At 70.4% G+C, this 21,469-nt stretch carries 20 protein-coding genes; 13 read left to right on the top strand and 7 right to left on the bottom strand.

From position 1 onward, the window contains the following. Positions 1-26 precede the first annotated feature (26 nt). The 9 genes from ACGFJ2_RS16460 to ACGFJ2_RS16420 all read left to right on the top strand — a co-directional run bounded on the left by ACGFJ2_RS16460 (position 27) and on the right by ACGFJ2_RS16420 (position 9,807). On the top strand, positions 27-872 hold the full coding sequence (locus ACGFJ2_RS16460) for an SCO3242 family prenyltransferase (protein WP_393468837.1): 846 nt from the start codon (positions 27-29) through the stop codon (positions 870-872). 754 nt (positions 873-1,626) lie between these two features. Continuing rightward, entirely contained in the window at positions 1,627-2,163 is a 537-nt protein-coding gene (locus ACGFJ2_RS16455; protein WP_393468834.1) for a BTAD domain-containing putative transcriptional regulator, read from the top strand. 83 nt (positions 2,164-2,246) lie between these two features. Continuing rightward, positions 2,247-3,401 carry an inositol-3-phosphate synthase gene (locus ACGFJ2_RS16450; protein ID WP_393468831.1) on the top strand — a complete coding sequence of 385 codons (1,155 nt, stop codon included), beginning with the start codon at positions 2,247-2,249 and terminating at the stop codon, positions 3,399-3,401. Further along, positions 3,398-4,264 (top strand): sugar phosphate isomerase/epimerase family protein, encoded by an 867-nt coding sequence (locus tag ACGFJ2_RS16445; RefSeq protein ID WP_393468828.1) that lies wholly within the window; start codon positions 3,398-3,400, stop codon positions 4,262-4,264. Before ACGFJ2_RS16450 ends, ACGFJ2_RS16445 begins: the two co-directional genes overlap by 4 nt. Then, positions 4,261-4,902 (top strand): EboA domain-containing protein, encoded by a 642-nt coding sequence (locus tag ACGFJ2_RS16440; RefSeq protein WP_393468825.1) that lies wholly within the window; start codon positions 4,261-4,263, stop codon positions 4,900-4,902. Before ACGFJ2_RS16445 ends, ACGFJ2_RS16440 begins: the two co-directional genes overlap by 4 nt. A gap of 5 nt (positions 4,903-4,907) precedes the next feature. Beyond that, entirely contained in the window at positions 4,908-5,762 is an 855-nt protein-coding gene (locus tag ACGFJ2_RS16435; protein WP_393468822.1) for a TatD family hydrolase, read from the top strand. A 1-nt stretch (position 5,763) separates the two neighbouring features. Then, positions 5,764-6,912: a metabolite traffic protein EboE gene (gene eboE / locus ACGFJ2_RS16430; RefSeq protein ID WP_393468820.1), complete on the top strand. Its 1,149-nt coding sequence runs from the start codon at positions 5,764-5,766 to the stop codon at positions 6,910-6,912. Beyond that, a complete protein-coding gene (locus tag ACGFJ2_RS16425) occupies positions 6,909-8,276 on the top strand; it encodes an alkaline phosphatase family protein (RefSeq protein WP_393468817.1) in 1,368 nt (455 codons plus the stop codon). Before eboE ends, ACGFJ2_RS16425 begins: the two co-directional genes overlap by 4 nt. A 358-nt stretch (positions 8,277-8,634) precedes the next feature. Next, positions 8,635-9,807, top strand: coding sequence for a substrate-binding domain-containing protein (locus tag ACGFJ2_RS16420; protein WP_393468814.1), 1,173 nt, complete (start codon positions 8,635-8,637; stop codon positions 9,805-9,807). A 36-nt stretch (positions 9,808-9,843) separates the two neighbouring features. Here the strand turns inward: ACGFJ2_RS16420 and ACGFJ2_RS16415 are convergent, their stop codons facing one another. The 5 genes from ACGFJ2_RS16415 to ACGFJ2_RS16395 all read right to left on the bottom strand — a co-directional run bounded on the left by ACGFJ2_RS16415 (position 9,844) and on the right by ACGFJ2_RS16395 (position 16,230). Then, positions 9,844-10,278, bottom strand: coding sequence for a VOC family protein (locus tag ACGFJ2_RS16415; protein ID WP_357952508.1), 435 nt, complete (start codon positions 10,276-10,278; stop codon positions 9,844-9,846). A 38-nt stretch (positions 10,279-10,316) separates the two neighbouring features. Beyond that, positions 10,317-11,006: a type 1 glutamine amidotransferase domain-containing protein gene (locus tag ACGFJ2_RS16410; protein WP_393468811.1), complete on the bottom strand. Its 690-nt coding sequence runs from the start codon at positions 11,004-11,006 to the stop codon at positions 10,317-10,319. Positions 11,007-11,137: 131 nt separating this feature from the next. Beyond that, the gene (locus ACGFJ2_RS16405; protein WP_393468808.1) at positions 11,138-14,302 is read right to left on the bottom strand and encodes a BTAD domain-containing putative transcriptional regulator; all 3,165 of its coding nucleotides are present in this window, start codon (positions 14,300-14,302) and stop codon (positions 11,138-11,140) included. Between the two features lie 243 nt (positions 14,303-14,545). After that, complete coding sequence (locus ACGFJ2_RS16400) at positions 14,546-15,505, bottom strand: AraC family transcriptional regulator N-terminal domain-containing protein (RefSeq protein ID WP_393468805.1); 960 nt, start codon at positions 15,503-15,505, stop codon at positions 14,546-14,548. A 71-nt stretch (positions 15,506-15,576) separates the two neighbouring features. Further along, a complete protein-coding gene (locus ACGFJ2_RS16395) occupies positions 15,577-16,230 on the bottom strand; it encodes an alcohol dehydrogenase catalytic domain-containing protein (RefSeq protein WP_393470010.1) in 654 nt (217 codons plus the stop codon). 247 nt (positions 16,231-16,477) lie between these two features. On the opposite strand from ACGFJ2_RS16395, the gene ACGFJ2_RS16390 reads away from it, so the two are divergent. Both ACGFJ2_RS16390 and ACGFJ2_RS16385 read left to right on the top strand, forming a co-directional pair. Beyond that, positions 16,478-17,473: an NAD-dependent epimerase/dehydratase family protein gene (locus ACGFJ2_RS16390; RefSeq protein WP_393468802.1), complete on the top strand. Its 996-nt coding sequence runs from the start codon at positions 16,478-16,480 to the stop codon at positions 17,471-17,473. Positions 17,474-17,490: 17 nt separating this feature from the next. Further along, positions 17,491-18,150 carry a glycosyltransferase family 2 protein gene (locus ACGFJ2_RS16385; protein ID WP_357952512.1) on the top strand — a complete coding sequence of 220 codons (660 nt, stop codon included), beginning with the start codon at positions 17,491-17,493 and terminating at the stop codon, positions 18,148-18,150. Here the strand turns inward: ACGFJ2_RS16385 and ACGFJ2_RS16380 are convergent. Both ACGFJ2_RS16380 and ACGFJ2_RS16375 read right to left on the bottom strand, forming a co-directional pair. Then, positions 18,083-18,658 (bottom strand): hypothetical protein, encoded by a 576-nt coding sequence (locus tag ACGFJ2_RS16380; RefSeq protein ID WP_393468799.1) that lies wholly within the window; start codon positions 18,656-18,658, stop codon positions 18,083-18,085. The two genes, ACGFJ2_RS16385 and ACGFJ2_RS16380, sit on opposite strands and share 68 nt — an antisense overlap. Then, positions 18,655-19,962 (bottom strand): glycosyltransferase 87 family protein, encoded by a 1,308-nt coding sequence (locus ACGFJ2_RS16375; protein WP_393468796.1) that lies wholly within the window; start codon positions 19,960-19,962, stop codon positions 18,655-18,657. The genes ACGFJ2_RS16380 and ACGFJ2_RS16375 overlap by 4 nt, the downstream gene beginning before the upstream one ends. A gap of 141 nt (positions 19,963-20,103) precedes the next feature. Here ACGFJ2_RS16375 and ACGFJ2_RS16370 point away from each other — a divergent pair, with 141 nt between their 5' ends. Together ACGFJ2_RS16370 and ACGFJ2_RS16365 are read left to right on the top strand one after the other, a co-directional pair. Then, positions 20,104-20,829 (top strand): TIGR04282 family arsenosugar biosynthesis glycosyltransferase, encoded by a 726-nt coding sequence (locus ACGFJ2_RS16370; RefSeq protein ID WP_393468793.1) that lies wholly within the window; start codon positions 20,104-20,106, stop codon positions 20,827-20,829. Then, on the top strand, positions 20,826-21,455 hold the full coding sequence (locus ACGFJ2_RS16365) for a methyltransferase domain-containing protein (RefSeq protein ID WP_357952517.1): 630 nt from the start codon (positions 20,826-20,828) through the stop codon (positions 21,453-21,455). Before ACGFJ2_RS16370 ends, ACGFJ2_RS16365 begins: the two co-directional genes overlap by 4 nt. The last annotated feature ends 14 nt before the right edge of the window (positions 21,456-21,469 follow it).

The raw sequence follows: 21,469 nt of genomic DNA, 5'->3' as shown, positions 1-21,469 counted from the left end.
ACCACCGGTCGAATCGAGGGAGTCGAGTGAACATCAAGGATCTGGCCGAGCTCGTACGCGCTCCCGCCGCCCTGACCGTCCCGGGCGACACGCTGGCCGGGGGCGCGTCCGGCCTGGCGCCCGCGGTGTCGTCCATCTGCCTCTACTGGGCCGGAATGGCGCTCAACGACTACGCCGACCGCGACCTCGACGCCAAGGAACGGCCCGAACGGCCGATCCCGTCGGGACGGGTGCGTCCCTGGCAGGCGCTGGCCCTCGCCTCGGGCCTGACCGCTGCCGGCCTGGCCCTCGCCTCCCGGCGGCGTAGGCTGCGGATCGCGCTCCCACTGGCGGCGACGGTCTGGGCGTACGACCTCAAGCTGAAGGACACGCCCGCCGGCCCTGCGGCGATGGCGGCGGCGCGCGGTCTGGACGTGCTTCTCGGCGGCTGCCCCCGCGCCGGGCTGGCAACGGCGGCGATCGCCGCCCACACCTACGGCGTCACGGCGCTCAGCCGGGGTGAGGTGAACGGCGGGACCCGGGCCCAGGCCATCACCTCGATCACCGCCACAGCGGTCGCCGCAGCGCTGGCCGCGAGCGTCCCGCAGGGCCGCCCCTGTGAGGGCGGCTCGCGAGAGAGCCCATCGGTCCGTACCGCCTCCCGGCTGGCGTTCGTCGGGGCGTACATATGGCTCGTCGGCAGGGCTCAGGCGAAGGCCGCCATGCGCCCCGATCCGGCCACGGTCCGCGAAGCGGTCGGCGCGAGCATCCTGGGCATTCTCCCGTTGCAGGCGGCCCTGACGGCCGAGCGCGGCACGCCCGTGACCGTGGCCATGCTGGCGACGTCCCATCCGCTCGCGCGCCGGCTCGCGCGCCGTGTGTCGCCGACCTGACACCATTGGGTCGTGTCGCCTTCCCGATAGTGTAACGGCGAATTAAATGCTTAAATTTCGTTGAAGTGTTAAGCGTAACGAGGGACTCAAAGGTGAGCCCTTCTCGCTATCATATTTCGGCCCCAGGGGGGTCTAGGCCCACATTTCACGGCGGCCTGTGGCCCCGTCGTCGTTTGTTGAGTAGGGTCCTAGTTGTTCGGTCATTGTTGATTACGTTTTCTGTCGGCGCTGTGGCGGAGCGTGGTGACGATCGTTTGTCCAGCGGGGTTCCGCCAAGTATCGCCTGAATACCGCCGGGTGGCGCGGCAAGTAGGGCGTCACAGCGGCACCATCCCCACCATGGGTATCCGACGCACCATCCGCGCATGAGCGGGCCCGGTCGCCGTCATCGGACGTGATCCGCCGTCGCCGACGACAGCACGACGGGCAGGCAGCCGCAATAGACGCCTTTCTTCAGGTGGCAACGGCAATCTCATGCCTGCTCGAACATTCGCTGTGGGACGCAGGGGGCCACATGGAGTTCAAGCTTCTAGGGCCGGTCGAGGCATGGAGTGGCAGTCGTTCAGTACCTTTGGACGGGTCAAAACTCCGGACCGTGCTAGCCACGTTACTTTTCGCCAACGGCCGAAATCTGTCCGATTCGAGAATGAGTTACCTGCTTTGGGGAGAGCAACCGCCTACAACGCCGAGCGCGCAGATCTGCACTTATGTGTCACGGCTGCGCCACCGGTTGCGGAAAGGCGGTCTCGAAATAATGCGCCAAGGCACCGGCTACAGGCTCGACACGGGGCAATGGGAAGTCGACCACAGGAGGTTCGAAAACCTGGCTGACCTGGGCGCCCGGTATCTGCGGGACGGCGACGTCATGCGGGCGGAAAGCACCCTCAGCCGGGCGCTCTCGCTGTGGCGCGGTCCGGCGCTCTGCGACGTCACCCGTCATCTCGCGGGCGCGGAGCTCCCCGGGCTGGAGGAGAGCCGCATGATGGTTCTGGAACGCCACGTCGACGCGAGACTCGCCCTGGGGAGGCATCCGGAGCTCGTGCCGGAGCTGACCAGGCTCGTGGGTGAGGACTCGCTCAGGGAGACGTTCAGGATCCAGCTCATGGTCGCGCTCTACCGGTGCGGTCGTCCGGCGGACGCGTTACAGGTCTACCGCCAGGGCCGCGAGGTGCTGGCTCAGCATCTCGGCATCGCGCCCGGAGAAGACCTGCAGAAAATTCACCAGGCGATCCTGGTCGGCGACCCGGATCTCGACCATCCGCGCCTCCTGTACGCGGCAGGCGCCGCCTGACAAGGTGCGGTGGAGGCTCCGTATAGAGGAAGTATGGCCGCGCCGCCTACGTTTCCCTTGACTTTCGAGCATGGGGGAATGCGGTGCGGACTGGGATTTGGCTGGTAGGAGCCCGAGGATCCGTGGCCACCACGGCGATGCTGGGGGCAGCGGCCGTCGGATCGGGCTTGGTGCCGCCCATCGGTTGTGTCAGTACGCGCCCCGACTTCGCGTCGGTGGCGCTCGCGGGGTTCGACGAACTCGTCTTCGGCGGGCATGAGCTGGCGGACACGTCACTGCTCAAGCGCGCCGAGCAACTGGTCCACGCGCGGGTGGTGCCGCCCGGCCTGCCCGCCCTCGTGGAATCCGATCTCCGGGCCGCGGACGAGGAGATACGCCTCAGCCCCATGGCCACGGCTGGTGACCAGCGCTCCGCCATCGGTGACGTGCTCGCCGACCTGGAGGACTTCCGGCGCAGGCTGGAGCTCGACACCGTCGTCGTGATCAACGTCTCGTCCACGGAAGCGCCGATCCCGTACGGCCTGCCGCAGCATGCGTCGCTCCGGGCTCTGCTGCGCGCACTGGACGAGGGGACGGCGGCGCTGTCGCACAGCTCGATGTACGCCTACGCGGCGTTGTCGGCGGACTGCCCGTACGTGGACTTCACCCCCTCCACAGGCGCGCGACTGCCCGCGCTGGCCGAACTGGCCGCCGAGCGGCGCATGCCGTACGCCGGACATGACGGCAAGACGGGAGAGACCCTGGTCAAGTCGGTGCTGGCGCCGATGTTCGCCCGGCGCGCGCTGCGGCCGCTGTCCTGGTCGGGCACCAACCTGCTCGGGGGCGGGGACGGGGCCACGCTGGCCGAGCCCGACCGCGCGGACAGCAAGATCCAGTCCAAGCGGCGGATGCTGGCGGAGATCTTCGATCACGAGACCCACGACGCCGTCTACATCCACAACGTGCCCGATCTCGGCGATTGGAAGACGGCGTGGGATCACATCTTGTTCGAGGGGTTCCTGGGCGTACGCATGACCATGCAGTTCACCTGGCAGGGCTGTGACTCCGCGCTCGCCGCCCCGCTCGTGCTCGACCTGGCCCGGTTCGTGGCCGCCGCACACCGCGCGGGACGGCACGGACCCCTGTCCGACCTCGCCTTCTTCTTCAAGGACCCGCTCGGGACCCGTGAGCACGGTCTCGACCGGCAGTACGAGCGGCTGGTGCGCTGGGCGCACGGACTCGGTGGAGAAGGGGCGTGAAATTCGCGTACGGGACCAACGGGTTCACCGACCACCGGCTCGACGATGCCCTGCTGGTGCTGGCGGATCTGGGGTACGACGGTGTCGCCCTGACGCTCGACAGCGGACACCTCGACCCGTACGCCCCCGGCCTGGCCCAGCGGGTCGACGCGACCGCGTCGCGGCTGGCCGCCCTCGGCCTGCGGGTGGTCGTGGAGACCGGCGGCAGGTACGTGCTGGACCCGCGCCGCAAGCACTATCCCACCCTGCTGAGCCCGGCACCCGAGGCCGCCCGCCGGATCGACCTGTTGCTGCGCGCCGTCCGCGTCGGCGCGGACCTCGGAGCCGAGGCCGTGGCGTTCTGGAGCGGGGCGAAACCGCCGGGGCTGTCCGGCAGGGAGGCTTGGGGCAGGCTCCAGCGAGGCGTCGAACAGGTCCTCGCCCAGGCCGAGCTCTTCGGCGTCGTCCTGGGGTTCGAGCCGGAGCCGGGGATGTTCGTCCGGGACATCGCCGGTTTCGAGCGGCTGCGGTCGCTCCTGGGCGAGCCGAGCAGGCTCGGCATGACGCTCGACCTGGGGCACTGCCGGTGCCTGGAGCCCGATCCGGTGCCCGAATGCGTACGCCGTGCCGGGCCGTGGATCGTGAACGTGCAGATCGAGGACATGCGGCGCGGCGTGCACGAGCACCTGGAGTTCGGCGAAGGCGAGATCGACTTCCCGCCCGTGCTCGGGGCGCTCGCCGAGACGGGATACCGAGGCCTGGTCGGGGTGGAACTGCCCCGGCACAGCCACGCGGCCCCCGCCGTGGCGGAACGGTCGATGCGTTTCCTGCGCGAGGCGTGGGCCACGGCCGAGCAGGCTCAACCTGGGGAGAACGGACCATGATCGAGTCGACGGAGCTGTTCGATGACGCGGTACGCGGTGCCGCGAACCCCTGGCTCGCCGAGGCCCTGGAGCGACTCGCCGCGAACACCGCGACGATCGACGTGCTCTTCCCCGTGGTGCGGCGGACCTGCGGCGACGGCCCGCTTCCGGGCCTGCCCGGCTGGACCGCCGACCAGGCCGCGCGGGTCCGACTCCTGCTGGCGCTGCCGCGACGCGGCGAGGCCCTGGCATCGGAGGTCCACGATCTCTATCGGCACGGCGACCCGGCCGAGCGGATCGCCGTGCTGCGCGGACTGTGGCCGCTCGCCGTCCAGCGGGGACTGGGCGCCGGCGGCCTGCCGATCGTCCGCGACGCGCTGCGATCGAACGACTCACGCCTGATCCAGGCGGCACTGGGCCCGTACGCCGCTGAGCATCTCGCCGACCACGACTATCGGCAGGCCGTGCTCAAGTGCGTGTTCGTCGGGATACCGCTCGCGGCGGTGGCGGGGCTGGAGCGGCGCTCCGACGCCGAGCTCTCCCGGATGCTCCTCGACTACGCCCGCGAACGGCAGGCCGCCGGGCGGGAGGTTCCTCCCGACATCTGGGCCGTGGTCGAGCCCGGCCGCGACGCTTCGTACCTCGACCTTCAGAGGTGATCTTCTTGCGCATCTTCGACCCGCACATTCACATGACCTCACGCACGACCGACGACTATGAGCGCATGCGGCAGGCCGGTGTGCGGATCGTCCTCGAACCGGCCTTCTGGCTGGGGCAGCCGCGCACGTCGGTGGGATCGTTCGAGGACTACTTCGACTCGCTGCTGGGCTGGGAGCCGTACCGGGCGGCGCAGTTCGGCGTCCGGCACTACTGTGCCATCGCGCTCAACCCCAAGGAGGCCAATGACCCGCGGTGCCGAGGCGTGCTCGACGTGCTGCCCCGCTACCTGGCCAAGGACGGCGTGGTGGCGGTCGGCGAGGTCGGCTACGACAGCATGACCGAGGAGGAGGACGAGATCTTCCGCCTCCAACTGGGGATGGCCCGCGCGTGGGGCCTCCCCGTCCTGGTGCACACCCCGCACCGGGACAAACTCACCGGAACCCGCCGCAGCCTCGACGTCGTACGGTCCGAGGGCCTGCCGCCGGAGCGGGCGCTGATCGACCATCTGAACGAGTTGACCGTCGCCATGGTCAAGGAGAGCGGGTGCTGGATGGGATTCTCCGTCTATCCCGACACCAAGATGGACGAGAGCCGGATGGTGGCGATCCTGCGGATGTACGGGACTGAACGCGTCCTGGTGAACTCCGCCGCGGACTGGGGACGCAGCGATCCGCTGAAGACCCGCAAGGTCGCCGAGGCGATGCTGGCCGGAGGCTTCGACGAGGACGACGTCGACACCGTTTTCTGGCGCAACCCGCTGAGCTTCTACGGCCAGAGCGGACGGTTACGGCTGGACGAGCCGATCACGGCCGACTCCTTCGAGGGCAACTCCGTCCAGCGCGGAGAGAGGGTCGCCTAACATGCGCTTCCGGCATCCCGACGGCACCCTGGTCCACCTCGCGTACTGCACCAACGTGCATCCGGCCGAAGACCTCGACGGGGTCATCACGCAGCTCCAGGTGTACGCGGCCGCCGTCCGCGAGCGCCTCGGCGTGCCGCGCCTCGGCGTCGGTCTCTGGCTGAGCAGCGGGGTCGTCGCCCGGCTGGTCGCGAACCCTGACGACGTGCGGCGGTTGAGACGCGCTCTGGACGACCTCCGGCTCGAGGTGGTGACGTTCAACGGCTTCCCGTACGAGGGCTTCCACGCCGAAACGGTGAAGAAACGGGTCTACCACCCGGACTGGACGACCGACGCCCGGCTGCATCACACCCTCGACCTGGCCCGGCTGCTGGCCGAGCTGCTGCCGGAAGACGTGCAGACAGGCAGTGTCTCCACCTTGCCGCTCGCCTGGCGCACCCCCTGGTCCGCCGAACGCGCGTCGCAGGTCGCCTCACGGCTCGAACGCCTGGAACAGGGGCTCGCCCAGCTCGCGGTGCGGACCGGCAAGGAGATCCGGATCGGATTCGAGCCGGAACCCGGCTGCGTCGTCGAGAACACCGCGCAGGCGGTGCGTCTGCTGCCTGGCCGGACCGAGCACCTGGGGATCTGCCTTGACACCTGCCATCTCGCCGTCGCGTTCGAGACGGCCGACGCGGTGGCGGAGCTGTCCGCCGCCGGACTGCCGGTGGTGAAGGTGCAGGCCTCATGCGCGCTACAGGCCGACCAGCCGGCGCGGGCCGATCAACGGCGGGCGCTCGCCGCGTTCACCGAACCGCGCTTCCTCCACCAGACCAGGGAGGAGGGCGTCGAAGCCGGGGCGGACGACCTCTCCCTTGCGCTGGGCGGGGAGCTGCCCGGCATCCGGCCTTGGCGGGTGCACTTCCACGTACCCGTGCACGCCGAACCCGCTCCGCCGTTGCGCGCCACACAGCATGTGCTCATCGGCGCCCTCAATGCCCTGCTCGGCGGCAGCCAGGCGCTCACCAGCCACGTCGAGGTGGAGACCTACACCTGGGAGGTGCTTCCGGCCGCTCCCACCGGCGCGCACGAACTCGTCGGCGGAATCGCCTCCGAACTGACCTGGATGCGGGACCTCCTGATCGACCTCGGGCTCAAGGAGGACACATGAGCCGCCTGCTTGTCCTCGACGTCGTGGGGCTGACCCCCAAACTGCTCGCCCACATGCCGCGCCTCACCCGGTCCATGCACGGGCGGGCCACACTGGGCACGGTGCTTCCGGCCGTCACCTGTTCCGTGCAGTCCACGTTCCTGACCGGCGCGCTGCCGAGCACGCACGGAATCGTGGGCAACGGCTGGTACTTCCGGGACCTCGGCGAGGTGCTGCTCTGGCGCCAGCACAACGGCCTCGTCGGCGGCGACAAGATCTGGGACGACGCGCGGCGCCTGCGCCCCGGCTATCGGGTCGCCAACGTCTGCTGGTGGTACGCCATGGGTGCCGCCACGGACTACTGCGTCACCCCCCGGCCCGTCTACCATGCGGACGGCCGCAAATCACCCGACTGCTACACGGTGCCGCCATCGTTACGGGTGGACCTCACCCGAGAGCTCGGACGATTCCCTCTCTTCTCGTACTGGGGTCCCAAGGCCGACCTGACCTCCAGCCAGTGGATCGTCGACGCCTCCCGGCTGCTGCTCGAACGAGAACGCCCCGATCTCACCCTCGTGTACGTGCCCCACCTCGACTACGACCTCCAGCGGTTCGGCCCGGACGGCCCGGAGGCGATCGCGGCGGCCGGGGACGTCGACGACATCCTCGCCCCGCTCATCGCCGACGCCGACGCGGCGGGCCTGACCACGGTCGTACTCTCCGAATACGGCATCACGGCCGTCTCCCGCCCGGTCGACATCAACCGGGCGCTGCGCCGGGCCGGACTGCTGTCCGTTCACCGGCAGTCCGGCATGGAGTACCTCGATCCCTGGACGTCACGGGCGTTCGCGGTCGCCGATCACCAGATCGCCCACGTGTACGTCCGCGACCCCGCCGACCGGCAGACCGTCCATGCGGTGCTGAAGGAACTGCCCGGTGTCGAAGAACTCCTCGATGCCTCCGGAAAGAGCGCGTACGGGCTCGACCACCCCAGGGCGGGCGAATTCATCGCGGTGGCCGAGCCTGACGCGTGGTTCACCTACTACTACTGGCTCGACGACGCCCACGCCCCGGACTTCGCCCGCCAGGTGGAGATCCATCGCAAACCCGGCTACGACCCGGCGGAGCTGTTCCTCGACCCCGCCGATCCGCTGGTGAAGGTCCGTGCCGCGATGGCGCTCGCGCGCAAGCAGCTCGGATTCCGCTACGCGATGAACTTCGTTCCACTCGACCCGCGGGTGGTACGCGGCAGCCACGGGCGGCTCCCGGCCGATCCCGCCGACGGGCCGGTGCTGCTGTGCTCCCAACCGCTCGACCGGGACGCCTACGCCGCCACCGATGTCAAGTCGCTCCTGCTCTCACTGGCCGGCCTCACCGCCCCCTAGACCTTCTCGCCGAGTCGATGCGGCCGCGCCCCGGTGTCCGGTTCCTCACCCGGCACACCACGGCACCCATCGTGTCCCGCTCGGAAATACAGTTTCGTACTGTGAGCTGTGGTTTTGCTGCGTGATCAGGGCGGCGGCTGCGACCGTCGCGAGCAACCAGGTGCGAGGGACGGCGCGATCCCGGGCATCCTGATCCACGGCTACCTCGACCTGAGCGACCCAGCCGGCCCGGCCTGGTACCTGTCCCGGGCCTGGCCCGACGCGAAGCTCCACATCGTGGAGGACTCGGGGCACACCGGCAGCGACGAGATGCGGGACCGGGCGCGACGCGCTCGACGGGTTCCGGCAGGGCTTCGACGTGCCGTTCGTCGGCGCCACCAACTGGCGGGGCGGCCGATCCGCGACCCGCCACCTGATCGAGCTGGGGCACCGGCGCATCGCCATGATCGGCGGACCGAAGGACGTGTTGTGCTTCCGCGCACGGCAGGCGGGCTACGGCTCGGCGCTGGAGGCGGCCGGGCTGTCCGTGGACCCCAGCCTGATCGTCCACTCCCCGCTCACCAGCGAGGACGGCTGCGCCGCGGCCCAGGCCCTGCTGACTCGCCCCGACCGCCCCACGGCCATCTTCGCCGCGAACGACCTGCAGGCGCTGGGCGTCTACAAGGCGGCCCGCGAGCTCGGCCTGCACATCCCGGACGACCTGAGCGTGGTGGGCTTCGACGAGCTCGAAGACATGTGGGGGATCGAGATCATCCGCGGCGTCGAGCGGGTGGCCCGCCGGCAGCGGGTGGGAGTCGTGCTGACGGAGTTCGGCCCGCAGGGCGACGCGGTCGGCTACCCGAACGACGACACCCTGGCCCGCCGCCCGGCCTGCGTCGTGACGGTGGCGCAGCTGTCGCAGGAGCAGCGCGAGCAGCTGCGGGCCAGAGGCATCCCGTTCGTGGTCTTCGACCCCACCACCGAGCTGCCGGATGACGTCCCCTTCGTCGGAGCGACGAACTGGTCCGGTGGCCGCTCGGCCGCCCATCATCTGATCGGGCTGGGACACCGCAGGATCGCGATGATCAGCGGCCCCGACGCGGTGCTGTGCTGCCGGGCCAGGCTGGACGGCTATCGCTCCGCGCTGGACGCCGCCGGCCTGCCGGTGGACGCGGACCTTGTCGTACGCACCGACCTCACCATGGAAGACGGCCGCGTGGCCGCGCTCGACCTGCTGAATCGCCGCCCGGAACGCCCTACGGCGATCTTCGCCTGCAACGACCTGCAGGCGCTCGGCGTCTACCAGGCCGCGCGGGCGCTGGGGCTGCGGATCCCGGCGGACCTGAGCGTGGTGGGCTTCGATGATCTGCCCGTCGCCGCCCTGGTCGACCCTCCGCTGACCACCGTTCACCAGCCACTGACCGAGATGGCCGCGGCCGCCACCGAGCTGGCCCTCGCCTTGGGCCGCGGAGAGGAAACGCCGCGGGTCGGCCTCGAACTGGCCACCACCCTCACGATCCGGCAGAGCGCCGCTCCACCCGCAGGCGGCTGACCGGGTCTCAGCCGAGCCGCCTGCGGGAGGACCGCGTCAGACGCCGACGGCCATGACCTCAAGCTGAATGTTGTCGATGTCCCGGAAGATGACTACCGAGTAGACGAAGGGCTCCTTCACGCTCTGGATGCCGGAGTGCGCGACGCCGAGCCTGTCGAGCCAGTCCGACCAGGCGAGCAGTCCCTCGCGGCCGTCCACCTTCAGGGAGATGTGGTCGAGGCCGGTCCGCACCTCGTCGAACTCCTCGCCCTGGTTGGCCGCGTTGTGGTGCAGGCCGATGGCCAGGCCGGTGCGGGGCTCGATGACGAGCTCCGCGTATCCGGTCCACTCGCGGCCGTAGTGCGGCAGCTTGCCGTTCACGAGTTCGGCCTGGAAGACCTTCTGGTACCACGCCACGCTGGCCTCGAGGTCCCTGACGGTGAAGGCGAAATGGGCCAGGCCGGCGAAGGAGGGTGCGGTGGCATCGCTCATCTGTGGTTCCTCATCCGTGAGTCGAGTTGAAGGGAGGGCTAGGCCGCGCTCTTGCCGACCAGTGCGATCAGCTCGAGTGCGGCGGGTCCGGAGGAAGCGGGGTTCTGTCCGGTGATGAGCAGTCCGTCGGTCACCACGTACGACTCGAAGTCGCCGACCTTGGAGAAGTCGGCGCCCTTGGCGATGAGCTCGTCCTCCACCAGGAAGGGCACGACCTTGGTCAGGCCCATGGCCTCTTCCTCGCTGTCGGTGAAGCCGGTCAGCCTGCGGCCGGCCACCAGCGGGGTGCCGTCCGGCTTCTTGGCGTGACGCAGCGCGCCCGGCGCGTGGCACACCATCGCGAGAGGCTTGCCCGTGTCGACGATCCGTTCGATCAGCCCGATCGACGCCTCGTCCTCGGCCAGGTCCCATAGCGGACCGTGACCGCCCGGGTAGAAGACCGTGTCGAAGTCGTCGGCCGACACCGAATCCAGCCGCACCGTCTGGGCCAGCTGAGCCTCGGCGGCGGCGTCGGCCTCGAACCGGCGGGTCTGGTCGGTCTTGGACTGTTCCTCGTTGCTCTTCGGGTCCAAAGGCGCCCGCCCGCCCTTCGGTGAGGCCAGCGTGATCTCCCACCCGGCGTCCTTGAAGTGGTAGTACGGCGCGGCAAGCTCCTCCAGCCAGAACCCGGTCTTGCGCCCGGTGTCACCCAGCTGGTCATGCGAGGTCAGCACGATCAAAACCTTCACGGTTCCCGCTCCTCGTGTCGTTCGTCGTCTACGCCCGAAACATACGAGGTACGTGCTTGACAGCTACTGGACGGCAAGTGAAACCCGCGCGCGCACCCTTGTTGATGAGATGTGAAGACGCACTGGACTCATCACTGGGCCCGATCAGCGCCGAGTTCCGCCAGGAACTCTTCGGCGCGGCGGGTGAACAGGTGGGCCGCACGTTCGGCGGACAACGCCCGGGCCTTCTCGGCGGCGGCCCGGACGACCGCGACGGGCTCGCCGAGAGCCTGCAGCAGCCGCGCTCGCAGCAGCAGGATCAGCCCTTCCGAGTAGCGCTGGCCGTAGGCGTCGAGGTAGTAGTCGGCCCGGTCCAGCGCCGCGGCGGCCTCGGCCGGCATTCCGGCGGCGAGCCGCATCTCGCCGAGCAGCCCGTACCAAGTGGCGACGCACGAAAGCGGCGGGTCGACGAGGTGCGCGACGATGATCCGCTCGGCCTCCGCCGCGGCGCCGGCCGGGTCCTCGCCGGTCATGGCCTGCGCCCAGCACCGGGCCAGCCGCTGGTAGGTGCCGAGGAAGACGAAGGAGAACTCGGGGTCCACGGCGATCCCCCGCTCCGCCGCGCGCGCCGCCTCGGCCGGGTCGCCGATGATCGCCGCCATCCGCACGGCGATGGCGGACCAGATCGTGACCGCGTAAGGGGCGTCGCCCGTCTCGGTCTCCAGCGTGTCGAGCAGTGCCCGCCCTGTTTCGACGTCGCCGTGGAGCGTGGTTATCTCCGCGAGCATTCCGGCCATGAGCAGCTGCAGGTCGTGCCGGACCGGGTTCTCCTCGCGCCTGGCGAGGCCGTTCAGCATGATCTGATGGGATTTGTTGAGGAAGTGGAAAGCCTCCCCGATGTTGCCCACATCCCACTGATGAAGGCCCCAGGCTTCCAGGCCGTACGCGTACACGATCGGGTCGCTGGACGCCTGGCCGTGATCGAGCAACTGGCGCGCCAGCGTGCCACTGCGGTCGAGCTGAATGCCCTGAGCGTGCACGACCCAGCGGGAGAAGAGGAAGTCGGTGGCCTCCAGCTCACGGCCGAGGTCACGGGCCAGGTGCTCGGCGCGTTCCAGCAGCTCGAGTGCCGCGGCCCCGTACATCGAACGCATCCCGACGACCGCGGTGAGCTGCGACAGCGCGGACAACTCCAGTTCGGCCAGGCCCGCCGTCCGCGCTACCTGCGCGGCCATCCGCAGCTGCCGCTCGGCGGCCTCGAACGCGGACTTGGCCGCCGCGCGGCGGCCCGCGCGCACCAGGGCTCCCGCGGTCCGGGCCGGGTCCGCCAGCGGGCCGGCCGCCCACAGGTGGTAGGCCAGGCGCTCGGCGACGGACTCGCCCTCGGAGCCGATGCCCTCCAGCGCGTCCGCGACGCTCAGGTGCAGCCGCGGCGTACGCCGCCGCGGGGTGGTCCCGGCGACCGACTCGCGGACCAGGTCGTGCGCGAAACGCAAGGAGTACGGGTCATCGAGGGCCGGTCCGAGCAGGCCGAGCGCCTCCAACGGTTCGAGGCGGTCCAGGCAGGTCGGGACGTCGAGGCCGGCGGTGCGGGTGAGCAGGCGGAGATCGACGTCCCGGCCGATGAGCGCGGCGACCTGGAGCAGGCCCCGGGCGCCGTCGTCGAGACCGGCCATCCGGTCGCGTACGACGTCACGCACGGTGGACGGCACTCCTGCCCGGGCCACGGCGTCCGCGGTCAGCACGCCGCCGTCGGCGAGCAGCCGGGACAGTTCCCGGACGAAGAACGGATTGCCGGCGGTACGGGCGTGGATGCCACTGGCGGCGTCCGGGCCGGGAACCTGACCGATCTCGCCACGGACGATCTCGGTCACCTCGGCCAGGTTGAGCGGGCCGAGGTGGACGCGGCGCTGGCCGGACACCCGGCTCGCCGCGGCGAGCATCCGCGACAGCTCCGTGCCGGGCACGGGCGCGCGGTCGCGGAGGGCCCCGATGATCACGGCGCCACCCGGCAGCCGGGCGGCCAGATGGCTGAACAGATGCAGCGAGGCGACGTCGGCCCACTGCAGGTCGTCGATGACGAGCAGCACCGGCCGCCGCGCCGAGAGCTCGCCGATGGCGGCCACGACCCGTTCGAACAGGCGGAACTGGGCGCCGCCTTCCGACAACGTCGGCGCGTCGACGCCGTGCTCGCGCGGGTCGACGAGCCGGCCGAGCGCGCCGGAGAGCCACTTCGCCCGCGCCGCCGTGGGCAGCGCCTCCAGGACCGTGCCGACCACCTGCACCCACGGCCACATCGACGGCGTTCCCTCGCCCTCCAGGCAGCGGCCCCAGACGACGAGCGCACCCCGCCGATCCGCCTCGGCGGCGATCTCCTCCAGCAGGCGGGTCTTGCCCACCCCCGGCTCGCCATCGACGACGACGAGCCCCCTGCCTCCGGCCATCGCCGACTCCGCCGCCTGCCGGAGCACCGCGAGTTCCTCGGCCCGGCCGACCAGGCCACCGGCAGGCTGCGTCTCGGCTGCCGCGGCCGTCCGCCCCGTCGCCAACGGCTGCCCCGTCGCCAACGGCTGCCCATCGGCCATCGTCGAAGTCTCGCTCAGCACCCGCTTGTGCGCGGCCCGCAACGCCGGGCCGGGATCGATGCCGAGCTCCTCGACCAGGCGCGTACGGACCGTCCGGTATACCGCCAGCGCCTGCGCCTGTTGTCCGGCGGCGCCCAGGGTGGAGATGAGGCTCGCCTGCACGGGCTCGTGCAGCGGCGCCATCGAGGCGGCCAGTTGCACGTGGGGCAGCACGCGCTCCGGGCGGCCCAGCGACATCGCGAGTTCGGCGGCCGCCGCGCAGGCGGCGAAGAACTCGTCATCCAGCCCCGCGAAGATCGACATCGCGGCGGGTCCGTAGGCCAGCCCCTCGCCCGCGGAGCCCTGCCAGAGCTCCAACGCCGCCACGTATGAGTCCAGCGCCGCCTCGCGCCGCTGCTCCGCGAGCGCCGCGCCGGCGGCCTGGACACACTGCCGGAAGACGACCAGATCCAGCATGCCGGTCCCAGCGGCGAACAGATACCCGTTACCCTTCCGCCGCAGGTACGAGCCGGTCCCGCGGATCGGGAGCGCGGGCTCGAGTAATCGCCGCAGCGCGCCGACATACTTGTGGATGACGTTGACGGCACTGGCGGGATCGCCGCCGTCCCAGATCAGCTCGACCAGCTCGCTCGTGCTGACCAGCCGGCCCTCACGGGCCAGGAGCAGCGCGAGCAGGTACGCCTGCTGCCGGGGGCCGGTATCCAGCTCGACACCATCACGCCAAAGTCGCAACGGACCGAGAATCTGCAGACGTACGCCGGAGGCCGGCCCGGCCTCGCCGCCCCCCGGACGAACTGGCACAGCCACGCCTGCCAACCCCCTGGATTGATATGACGGATCGCCGACTGTGCGGGCCACGGTCGCACGTACCCACTCCTGCGCGGGATGAGTTTACGACGCTGAACCCGTATAGGAAATCCATGACTATTGGCGGTCAGTGCGGCCGGTTCGCGCTGCCGCGGGCGGGATCCGGCCCTACTCAACGTCTGAGCGCATCCTGCGCAGCTCTGCCTCCAGGTTGTGCGCGTCGACGTAGGCCGCCGGTGTATCGCCGAAGCGGTTGCGGAATTCCTTGATGAAATGCGAAACGCTTGCGTAGCCCACGTGACGGGATACTTCGGAGACCGTCATCCGGCGGTCGACAAGCAGTTCGCGCGCCCGGTCGAGCCGGTAGTCCTTGAGAAACTGATACGGCGTGCGGCCGGTGGTCTCGCGGAACAAGGCCGAGAACGCGGACGGGCTCAAGGCCACCTGTCTGGCCAGGTCATTGACCGTCAACGGCTCCGCGTAATGCGCTCGGGCGAACGTGAGCGCGGCGGAGATCGGGGTCCGCGAGGCCTGCCTTGCCGCGAGGTGCAGCATCCGGGAGAACTGCTCGCGGCGTAACACGCGATAGACCATCTCCTCCACGCACATCGGCGCCAGCACCCGTCGATCGGCGCCGCTGTCGAGCGAGCGCAGAAATCGCAGGACCGCCGCCATGAGTTCCGGATCGAGGGGGGAGACGACGCACCGGTCGGCCTCGCCCGGCTCCGAAACCACGTCGAACGCGCTGGAGCGCCGGCCGAGCATGTCGGTGGAGACCTTTCGCACCAGCGCCGGATCGATCTCCAGGACAAAGGACAGGAACGGCTCGCGGGGGCTGGCCTGCAGGATCTCGGCCTGGAAATGCAGGTTGCCGCCGAGCACAAGGTAATGGAACGGGTCATAGACATAGCGGCTGCCATCCACGATCACTGCCTTGCTGCCCTGCGAAACGATCCCGAGCGACAGTGACTGAATCTCCTCCCATGCGGGAGCCACCGGCTCGGTGAAGCGGTAAAGAGTCAGACCGGGCCAGCCGCCGTCGTTGCCGCCGGTCTTGGGCGTGCGCGCGTCCAGCACCGAGATGAGGTCCGCCGAACTCTCGCGGTGCTCGATCTCCGAGGTCGTCATGGTGAGCCTTCCTGCGGCCACGAATATGTCAAGCGCATCTTGCGTCCCGATCCCGACTCCAGCACGTGCTGTCAGATCAGCGCAACGCCTGGCGAAAGCGGGAGACGCGGCCCTGGCGAGTGAGCTTCAGGCAAGTGAGATCGTGTCCCCGTCGACCCTGATCTGTACCTCCGGCAGCGGTTTGGTGGCCGGACCGCCCATGATGACGGCACGCCGACAGGCGTCCGCTTCGCCTCCTGTGGGCTGTTCTTCCCGCTGGTCATCCACCACGACGCCCCGTGCCTGGCAGCCCTTGGCAAGACTCGTGCACCTACGTTCGCCTTTCGGGTTTTCCCCCTTCCGTCGGGCTCGGCGGGTGCTGGAGCAGCGTGCCGTAACAGCCAGGGGGAATCTCGGGTAGTCATTTCGGGCCCTCGTTCGAGGACGTCGCCCAGATCGCGGCGCCTGCGCGGAGCCCGCGAGGAGCTTGCCGTAGCCCCTGCGGGGATGACGCCTTCCGACAAGCCGGCGGAAGCCGGGATGCCGGTGCCCAGCTGAGCGACCCGGCCCGCGATTTCGTGGCCGGGAATGTAGGGGAACGTGAGCTCCACCGGGAAGTAGCCGTCGAGGAGTTGGTAGTCGCTGCGGCACATTCCCGTGGCCTGGACCTTGATGAGAACCTCGTCCGGGTTCGGTTCGGGAATCGGAGCCTCTTCGACTCGCAACGGCTGCTTGAAGCCGTACATTCGCGCTGCGCGCATCTTCAAGACGTCTCCTTACTCCTTGTCCGCTCTTTTTCTCCCATCATCAGCAACGGTAATTTCGGGCAGTGGACGACATATTTACGATGAGTGAATCGCCTTGTCTGGATGCTCGGTGCCAGAGGGCATTCGGGTGGTGGGTGCGGGCGCTTCTCTTCGAGGTTCTTACAGGTTGCGAACGTCAGTCCCCGCCTCCTTCGGCCGACCGGTTCCGATCATTACTGTCGGTGAGGTGAGGGTAATGGTCACCGGCTCGGCCGGTTTCATTGGAAGTCATGTCGTCGAGTTGTTCGAGGCGGCCGGGCATGAGGTGTCGGGACTCGATCTGCGCGACGGGGCCGATCTTCGCGATCGGGACACCCTGGATCGGCTGCTGCCCGAGGTGGATCTGGTGGTGCATCAGGCGGCGAAGGTCGGGCTCGGCGTGAACGTGGCCGACCTGCCGGACTACGCCTCGGTCAACGTGTACGGCACCGCCGTGCTGCTGGCCGCGATGGCCACACATCACGTCGGGCGGCTGGTGCTGGCCTCCTCGATGGTGGTCTACGGCGAGGGCGCCTACGACTGCGCCGAACACGGCCGGGTCCGGCCCGGCCCACGCTCGGCGGCCGACCTGGAGCGGGGGCGGTTCGACCCGTCCTGCCCTGTCTGCGGCGAGGCGGTGCGCTCGGCCGTGATCGGGGAGGACGCGCCGATGGACCCGCGCAACGCCTACGCCACGACCAAGCTGGCCCAGGAACACCTGGCCGCGAACTGGGCGAGAGAGACCGGCGGGAGCGCGGTGGCGCTGAGATACCACAACGTGTACGGGCCGCGGATGCCGCGCGACACTCCCTACGCGGGTGTCGCCGCCATCTTCAGGTCGGCTCTGGAAGCCGGACGGGCGCCCCGGGTGTTCGAGGACGGCTGTCAGATGCGCGACTTCGTGCACGTGCGCGACGTGGCGCGGGCGAACCTGGCGTCCGCCGAGGCCGAGCCGGTCGCGGGCGGCCTGGTCGCGTACAACATCGCCAGCGGCGTCCCGCACTCCGTCGGGCAGATGGCCGCCGCCCTGGCGGCGGAGCGCGGTGGGCCCGAGCCCGCCGTCACCGGCGAATACCGGCTGGGCGACGTCCGGCACATCGTCGCCGCGCCCGGCCGGGCCCGCGCCGAGCTCGGGTTCGAGGCCGAGATCGGCTTCGAGACCGGCATGAAGGAGTTCGCCACCGCCGCTCTGGGGACGCCATGACCCGCTCTGGGGACGCCATGACAACGACCATCGATGTAGTGCTGCCCTGCCTGAACGAGGAAGCCGCCCTCGCCTGGGTGCTCGAGCGGATGCCGCCGGGCTACCGCCCGATCGTGGCCGACAACGGCTCCACCGACTCCTCGGCGAAGATCGCCGCGGAGCTGGGCGCGCTGGTGGTGAGCGAGCCGCGGCGCGGGTTCGGCGCGGCCTGCCACGCGGGGCTGCTGGCCGCCACGTCCGAGCTGGTGTGCTTCATGGACGCCGACGCTTCCCTCGATCCGCGGCAGCTGCCCGAGGTCGTCGCCCCGGTCCTGGGCGGGGAGAGCGATCTGGTGCTCGGCAGGAGGGTGCGCCGGCCTGGCGCGTCGTGGCCCTTGCACGCCAGGCTGGGCAACGCGGTGCTGGCTGCGAAGCTGCGCCGCCGTACCGGTGCGGCCCTGCACGACCTGGGGCCGATGCGGGCCTGCCGCCGGGCCGAACTCCTGGCGCTCGGGCTGCGGGACCGCAGGTTCGGCTACCCGCTGGAGATGGTGCTGCGGGCGGCGGGCGCCGGGTGGCGGATCGCCGAGGTCGACATCGGCTACCTGGCCCGTCGCGGGCGGTCGAAGGTCACTGGGACCGTTCGCGGGACGGTTCGGGCGATCTCCGATATGCGAGCCGTCCTGCGAGACGGATGACGGCGGCGACGAGCCCGGTCCCGGCCAGGACGATCAGCAGGTTGAGCGCGTAGTCGTGCGGCAGGATCGACGGGTTGTCCGCCCGCCTGCCCAGCGCCAAGACCGTCGGCAGAGTCGCGAGCGTCACCATCCCCGCCACGATCAACCATGCCCTCAGCGCCGCGCCCGCCGCGAGGAGCAGGGCGAACAGCCGCTCGGCCGCGTGGCCCGCCGAGCGCAGCGGCGGCCACTGCCACAACTTCGGGTAGACGGTCCACAGTTTCGCCAGGAGCAGCGGCACCGTGGCGATGCCGCCGATGACGTGCAGGCCCTGCGTGACGCGGTACAGGTTGACCGGCCGCGACGGCCACAGCAGCCAGGTGGGCGGATGCTGGGTGAAGTGGCTGAACAGCCCCGTCGCGAAGGCGAGCGTGAAGCTGATCCCCAGCCACATGCCGAGCCGGGCCGACACCTGCTCCGACCTCAGGCGGCTGGTGAACCTGGCCGAGAGCGTCTGGATGAACATCATCGTGCTCCTGCCTCCTCGAGGGTGCCGGCCGCACGCCTCTGTCGTACGGCCCAGCCCGCGACGACCCCCACCGTGGCCAGGGCATAGGCCAGGGTGGACGGGCCGAACAGGTAGGCGGCCGCGCCGGCCAGCGCCACGCCCAGCCACTCCCATCGCCCGTCCATGGCGGCCAGCGCGACGACCAGGAGCGCGTACCAGGAGTAGGCCGGGGTGAGCAGGAGCAGGAGCGATCCGCTGACCAGCAGCGCTCCCTCCCACGGGCGGTCCGGGTCACCGTGGCGTAGCACGAGCCAGATCACCAGACCCAGGACGGCGACGGCGGCGAACGGCGTCCAAGAATCCGGCATGACCAGCCGCAACACCCCGTACCGCGCTCTCGCCGACGGCGCCTCGTAGCCCTCCTCCTGGAAGTAGCCGAACAGGTAGCCCAGCACGGAAGCCCGCGAGGCGAGCACATACGGCAGATAGGCCAGCACGACGACGGCCCCGGCGGGCAGCACGACGGCCAGGACACGCCGCCAGGCGACCCCGTCGCGCAGCACCCCGGACAGCGCGCCGGGAAGCGTGACGGCCGGCAGCAGCTTGGCCGCGATCCCGGCGCCGAGCAGCGCTCCTCTGCCCCGGACCACGCAGAAGGCGAGCACCACCAGCAGTACGCCCAGCATGTCGACGTGCGCGTTGTTGACCGCCTCCGCGGGCACGGCCGGGCACCACGCCCAGCACGCCGCCTGTCGGAGGCCGGTCCATCGCAGCAGTGCCAGCAGCACCGCGATCGCCATCAGCGCGCCACCCACCTGGTACGGCTTGTGCCGCGCCCCATCCGGCGACAACCAGTGCACCAGCCGGAAATAGCCCTCGGCCAGCGGCGGGTAGATGGTGTGCACGAGCGGTCTGTTGATGCGCGTGCAGACTCCCTCCGCCAAGTGGGCGAGGCCGGGCGCGGCGCAGTCATCGGGGAAGAGCCAGCCATCGCGCAGCGGGCCGAGCGCCGGATCGGCGGGCGCGTAGTCGTACGGCGAGTGCCCGGCTGCCTGCACCCGGCCGTCCCACGCGTACCGGAAGGAGTCGGTGCTCGTACTCGGCGGCGCGACCAGGCCGGTGGCGGTCACCACGATCCCGCCCGCCACGACCAGCAGGGTCAGCTCCCGCTTCGGCACCTTGCGCGCCCACCAGAAGGCGGCCGCGAACAACCCCCATGCCAGCAGGTACCAGTTGAGCAGGCCGGGCCCGCCCAACGCCATCCTGATCAGGACGAGCACCAGGGCGACCAGCGTCGCGCCGGCGAACACCGTGTGTCTGCTCACGAACCGAGCGTGTCACCCTCTGCCCGCTTGGGGCCGTCGCCACGGCGACCCGTAACAACCCCGTAAGAGACAGCGTAAGAGACGGCCACCCGTAACAATCCCGTAAGGGTCGCCCCAGGTCACCGGCCCTACTGTCGGACCATGAAGATCACTCCAGGGGCGGCGCAGCTCGTGGTCATCGCCAAGGAACCGGTCGCGGGCCGCGTCAAGACCCGCCTGACGCCACCGTTCACGCCGAGCCAGGCGGCCCGCCTGGCCGAGGCGTCGCTGGAAGACAGCCTGACCACCGTGGCACGGGCGCCCGCCACCCAACGCGTCCTGGCCCTGGACGGACTGCCCGGCACCTGGCTGCCCGACGGCTTCGTGGTCATCCCGCAGCGCGGGAACGGCCTGGACGAGCGCTTGGCCGCCGCCTTCGCCGACACCTACCGGCTGCGCCCCGAGCCGGTCGTGCTCATCGGCATGGACACCCCGCAGGTCAGCCCCGCCCTGCTGGACGCGGCCACCAGCGCCCTGGTCGAGCACGACGCGGTCTACGGTCCGTCGGCCGACGGCGGCTTCTGGCTGCTCGGCCTGCGGCGGCCCGATCCGCGCCTGCTCCTCGGGGTGCCCATGTCCCAGCCGTACACCGGCCGCGCCCAGCTCGACCGGCTCGCGGAGGCCGGCCTGAGCGTTCGGCACCTGCCCGAGCTGACCGACATCGACACGGCCGCCGACGCCTTCCACGTCGCCGCCGAAGCTCCCGGCTCCCGCTTCGCGGCGACACTGGCCGAGATGACGCCGCCTTCGGCGCAGGTGACACCGCTGGCTGAGGTGGCGCCATTGGCCCAGCTGACACAGCCGGCCGAGACGGGCGCGCGCCGATGATAGGTGAGATCTACGCCGAGGCCCTGTCCGGCGCCACCGTCGAGATCGAGCACGCCGATGGGACCCGTCGGCCGCTGAACGTGGCCGGCTGGTTCGAGCCGATAGACGGCGACGAGGCAATGCTGAGCCGGTGCGCGGGCCCCACACTCGACATCGGATCGGGTCCCGGCCGGCTGACCGTCGCGTTGAACCATCGGGGCGTGCACGCTCTCGGCATCGACATCGCGCCGCGCGCCGTACACCTGACCCGGCGAGCGGGCGGCTACGCGCTGCTCCGGAGCGTCTTCGACGTGATCCCCCGGACGGGAAGCTGGCAGACCGCGTTGCTCGCCGACGGCAACATCGGCATCGGCGGACATCCACGTGTCCTGCTGCGCCGGGTACGCGAGCTCGTACGGCCAGGCGGCGAGGTCGTCGCCGAGGTCGAACCCCCGGGCGTGACCAGCCGGGTCGACCGCGTCCGCCTGCGCCGTGCCGACATCGCGGGCGACTGGTTCGCCTGGGCCGTGGTGTCGGCCGACGACATCGGCCGGCTCGCCGAATCCAGCGGCTTCGACCTCGCCGAGAGCTGGCAGGAGCAGGGCCGCTGGTTCGCCGCCCTGCGCCCAGCACGCCCGCTGGGGTGACCAGCTGAACCGAT

Origin of the sequence: Nonomuraea sp. NPDC049028 (assembly GCF_043197735.1) — a bacterium.
Lineage (GTDB): Bacteria > Actinomycetota > Actinomycetes > Streptosporangiales > Streptosporangiaceae > Nonomuraea.
Note: the sequence above shows the minus strand (reverse complement) of the source record. Positions and strands in the feature narration are given on the sequence as shown.

Excerpts from the sequence above, each read along its gene's own strand:
- ACGFJ2_RS16455 (WP_393468834.1), top strand. The coding sequence starts at position 1,627 with ATGCGCCAAGGCACCGGCTACAGGCTCGACACGGGGCAATGGGAAGTC.
- ACGFJ2_RS16440 (WP_393468825.1), top strand. The coding sequence starts at position 4,261 with ATGATCGAGTCGACGGAGCTGTTCGATGACGCGGTACGCGGTGCCGCG.
- eboE (WP_393468820.1), top strand. The coding sequence starts at position 5,764 with ATGCGCTTCCGGCATCCCGACGGCACCCTGGTCCACCTCGCGTACTGC.
- ACGFJ2_RS16425 (WP_393468817.1), top strand. The coding sequence starts at position 6,909 with ATGAGCCGCCTGCTTGTCCTCGACGTCGTGGGGCTGACCCCCAAACTG.
- ACGFJ2_RS16415 (WP_357952508.1), bottom strand. The coding sequence starts at position 10,278 with ATGAGCGATGCCACCGCACCCTCCTTCGCCGGCCTGGCCCATTTCGCC.
- ACGFJ2_RS16400 (WP_393468805.1), bottom strand. The coding sequence starts at position 15,505 with ATGACGACCTCGGAGATCGAGCACCGCGAGAGTTCGGCGGACCTCATC.
- ACGFJ2_RS16395 (WP_393470010.1), bottom strand. The coding sequence starts at position 16,230 with ATGTACGGCTTCAAGCAGCCGTTGCGAGTCGAAGAGGCTCCGATTCCC.
- ACGFJ2_RS16385 (WP_357952512.1), top strand. The coding sequence starts at position 17,491 with ATGACAACGACCATCGATGTAGTGCTGCCCTGCCTGAACGAGGAAGCC.
- ACGFJ2_RS16380 (WP_393468799.1), bottom strand. The coding sequence starts at position 18,658 with ATGATGTTCATCCAGACGCTCTCGGCCAGGTTCACCAGCCGCCTGAGG.
- ACGFJ2_RS16370 (WP_393468793.1), top strand. The coding sequence starts at position 20,104 with ATGAAGATCACTCCAGGGGCGGCGCAGCTCGTGGTCATCGCCAAGGAA.
- ACGFJ2_RS16365 (WP_357952517.1), top strand. The coding sequence starts at position 20,826 with ATGATAGGTGAGATCTACGCCGAGGCCCTGTCCGGCGCCACCGTCGAG.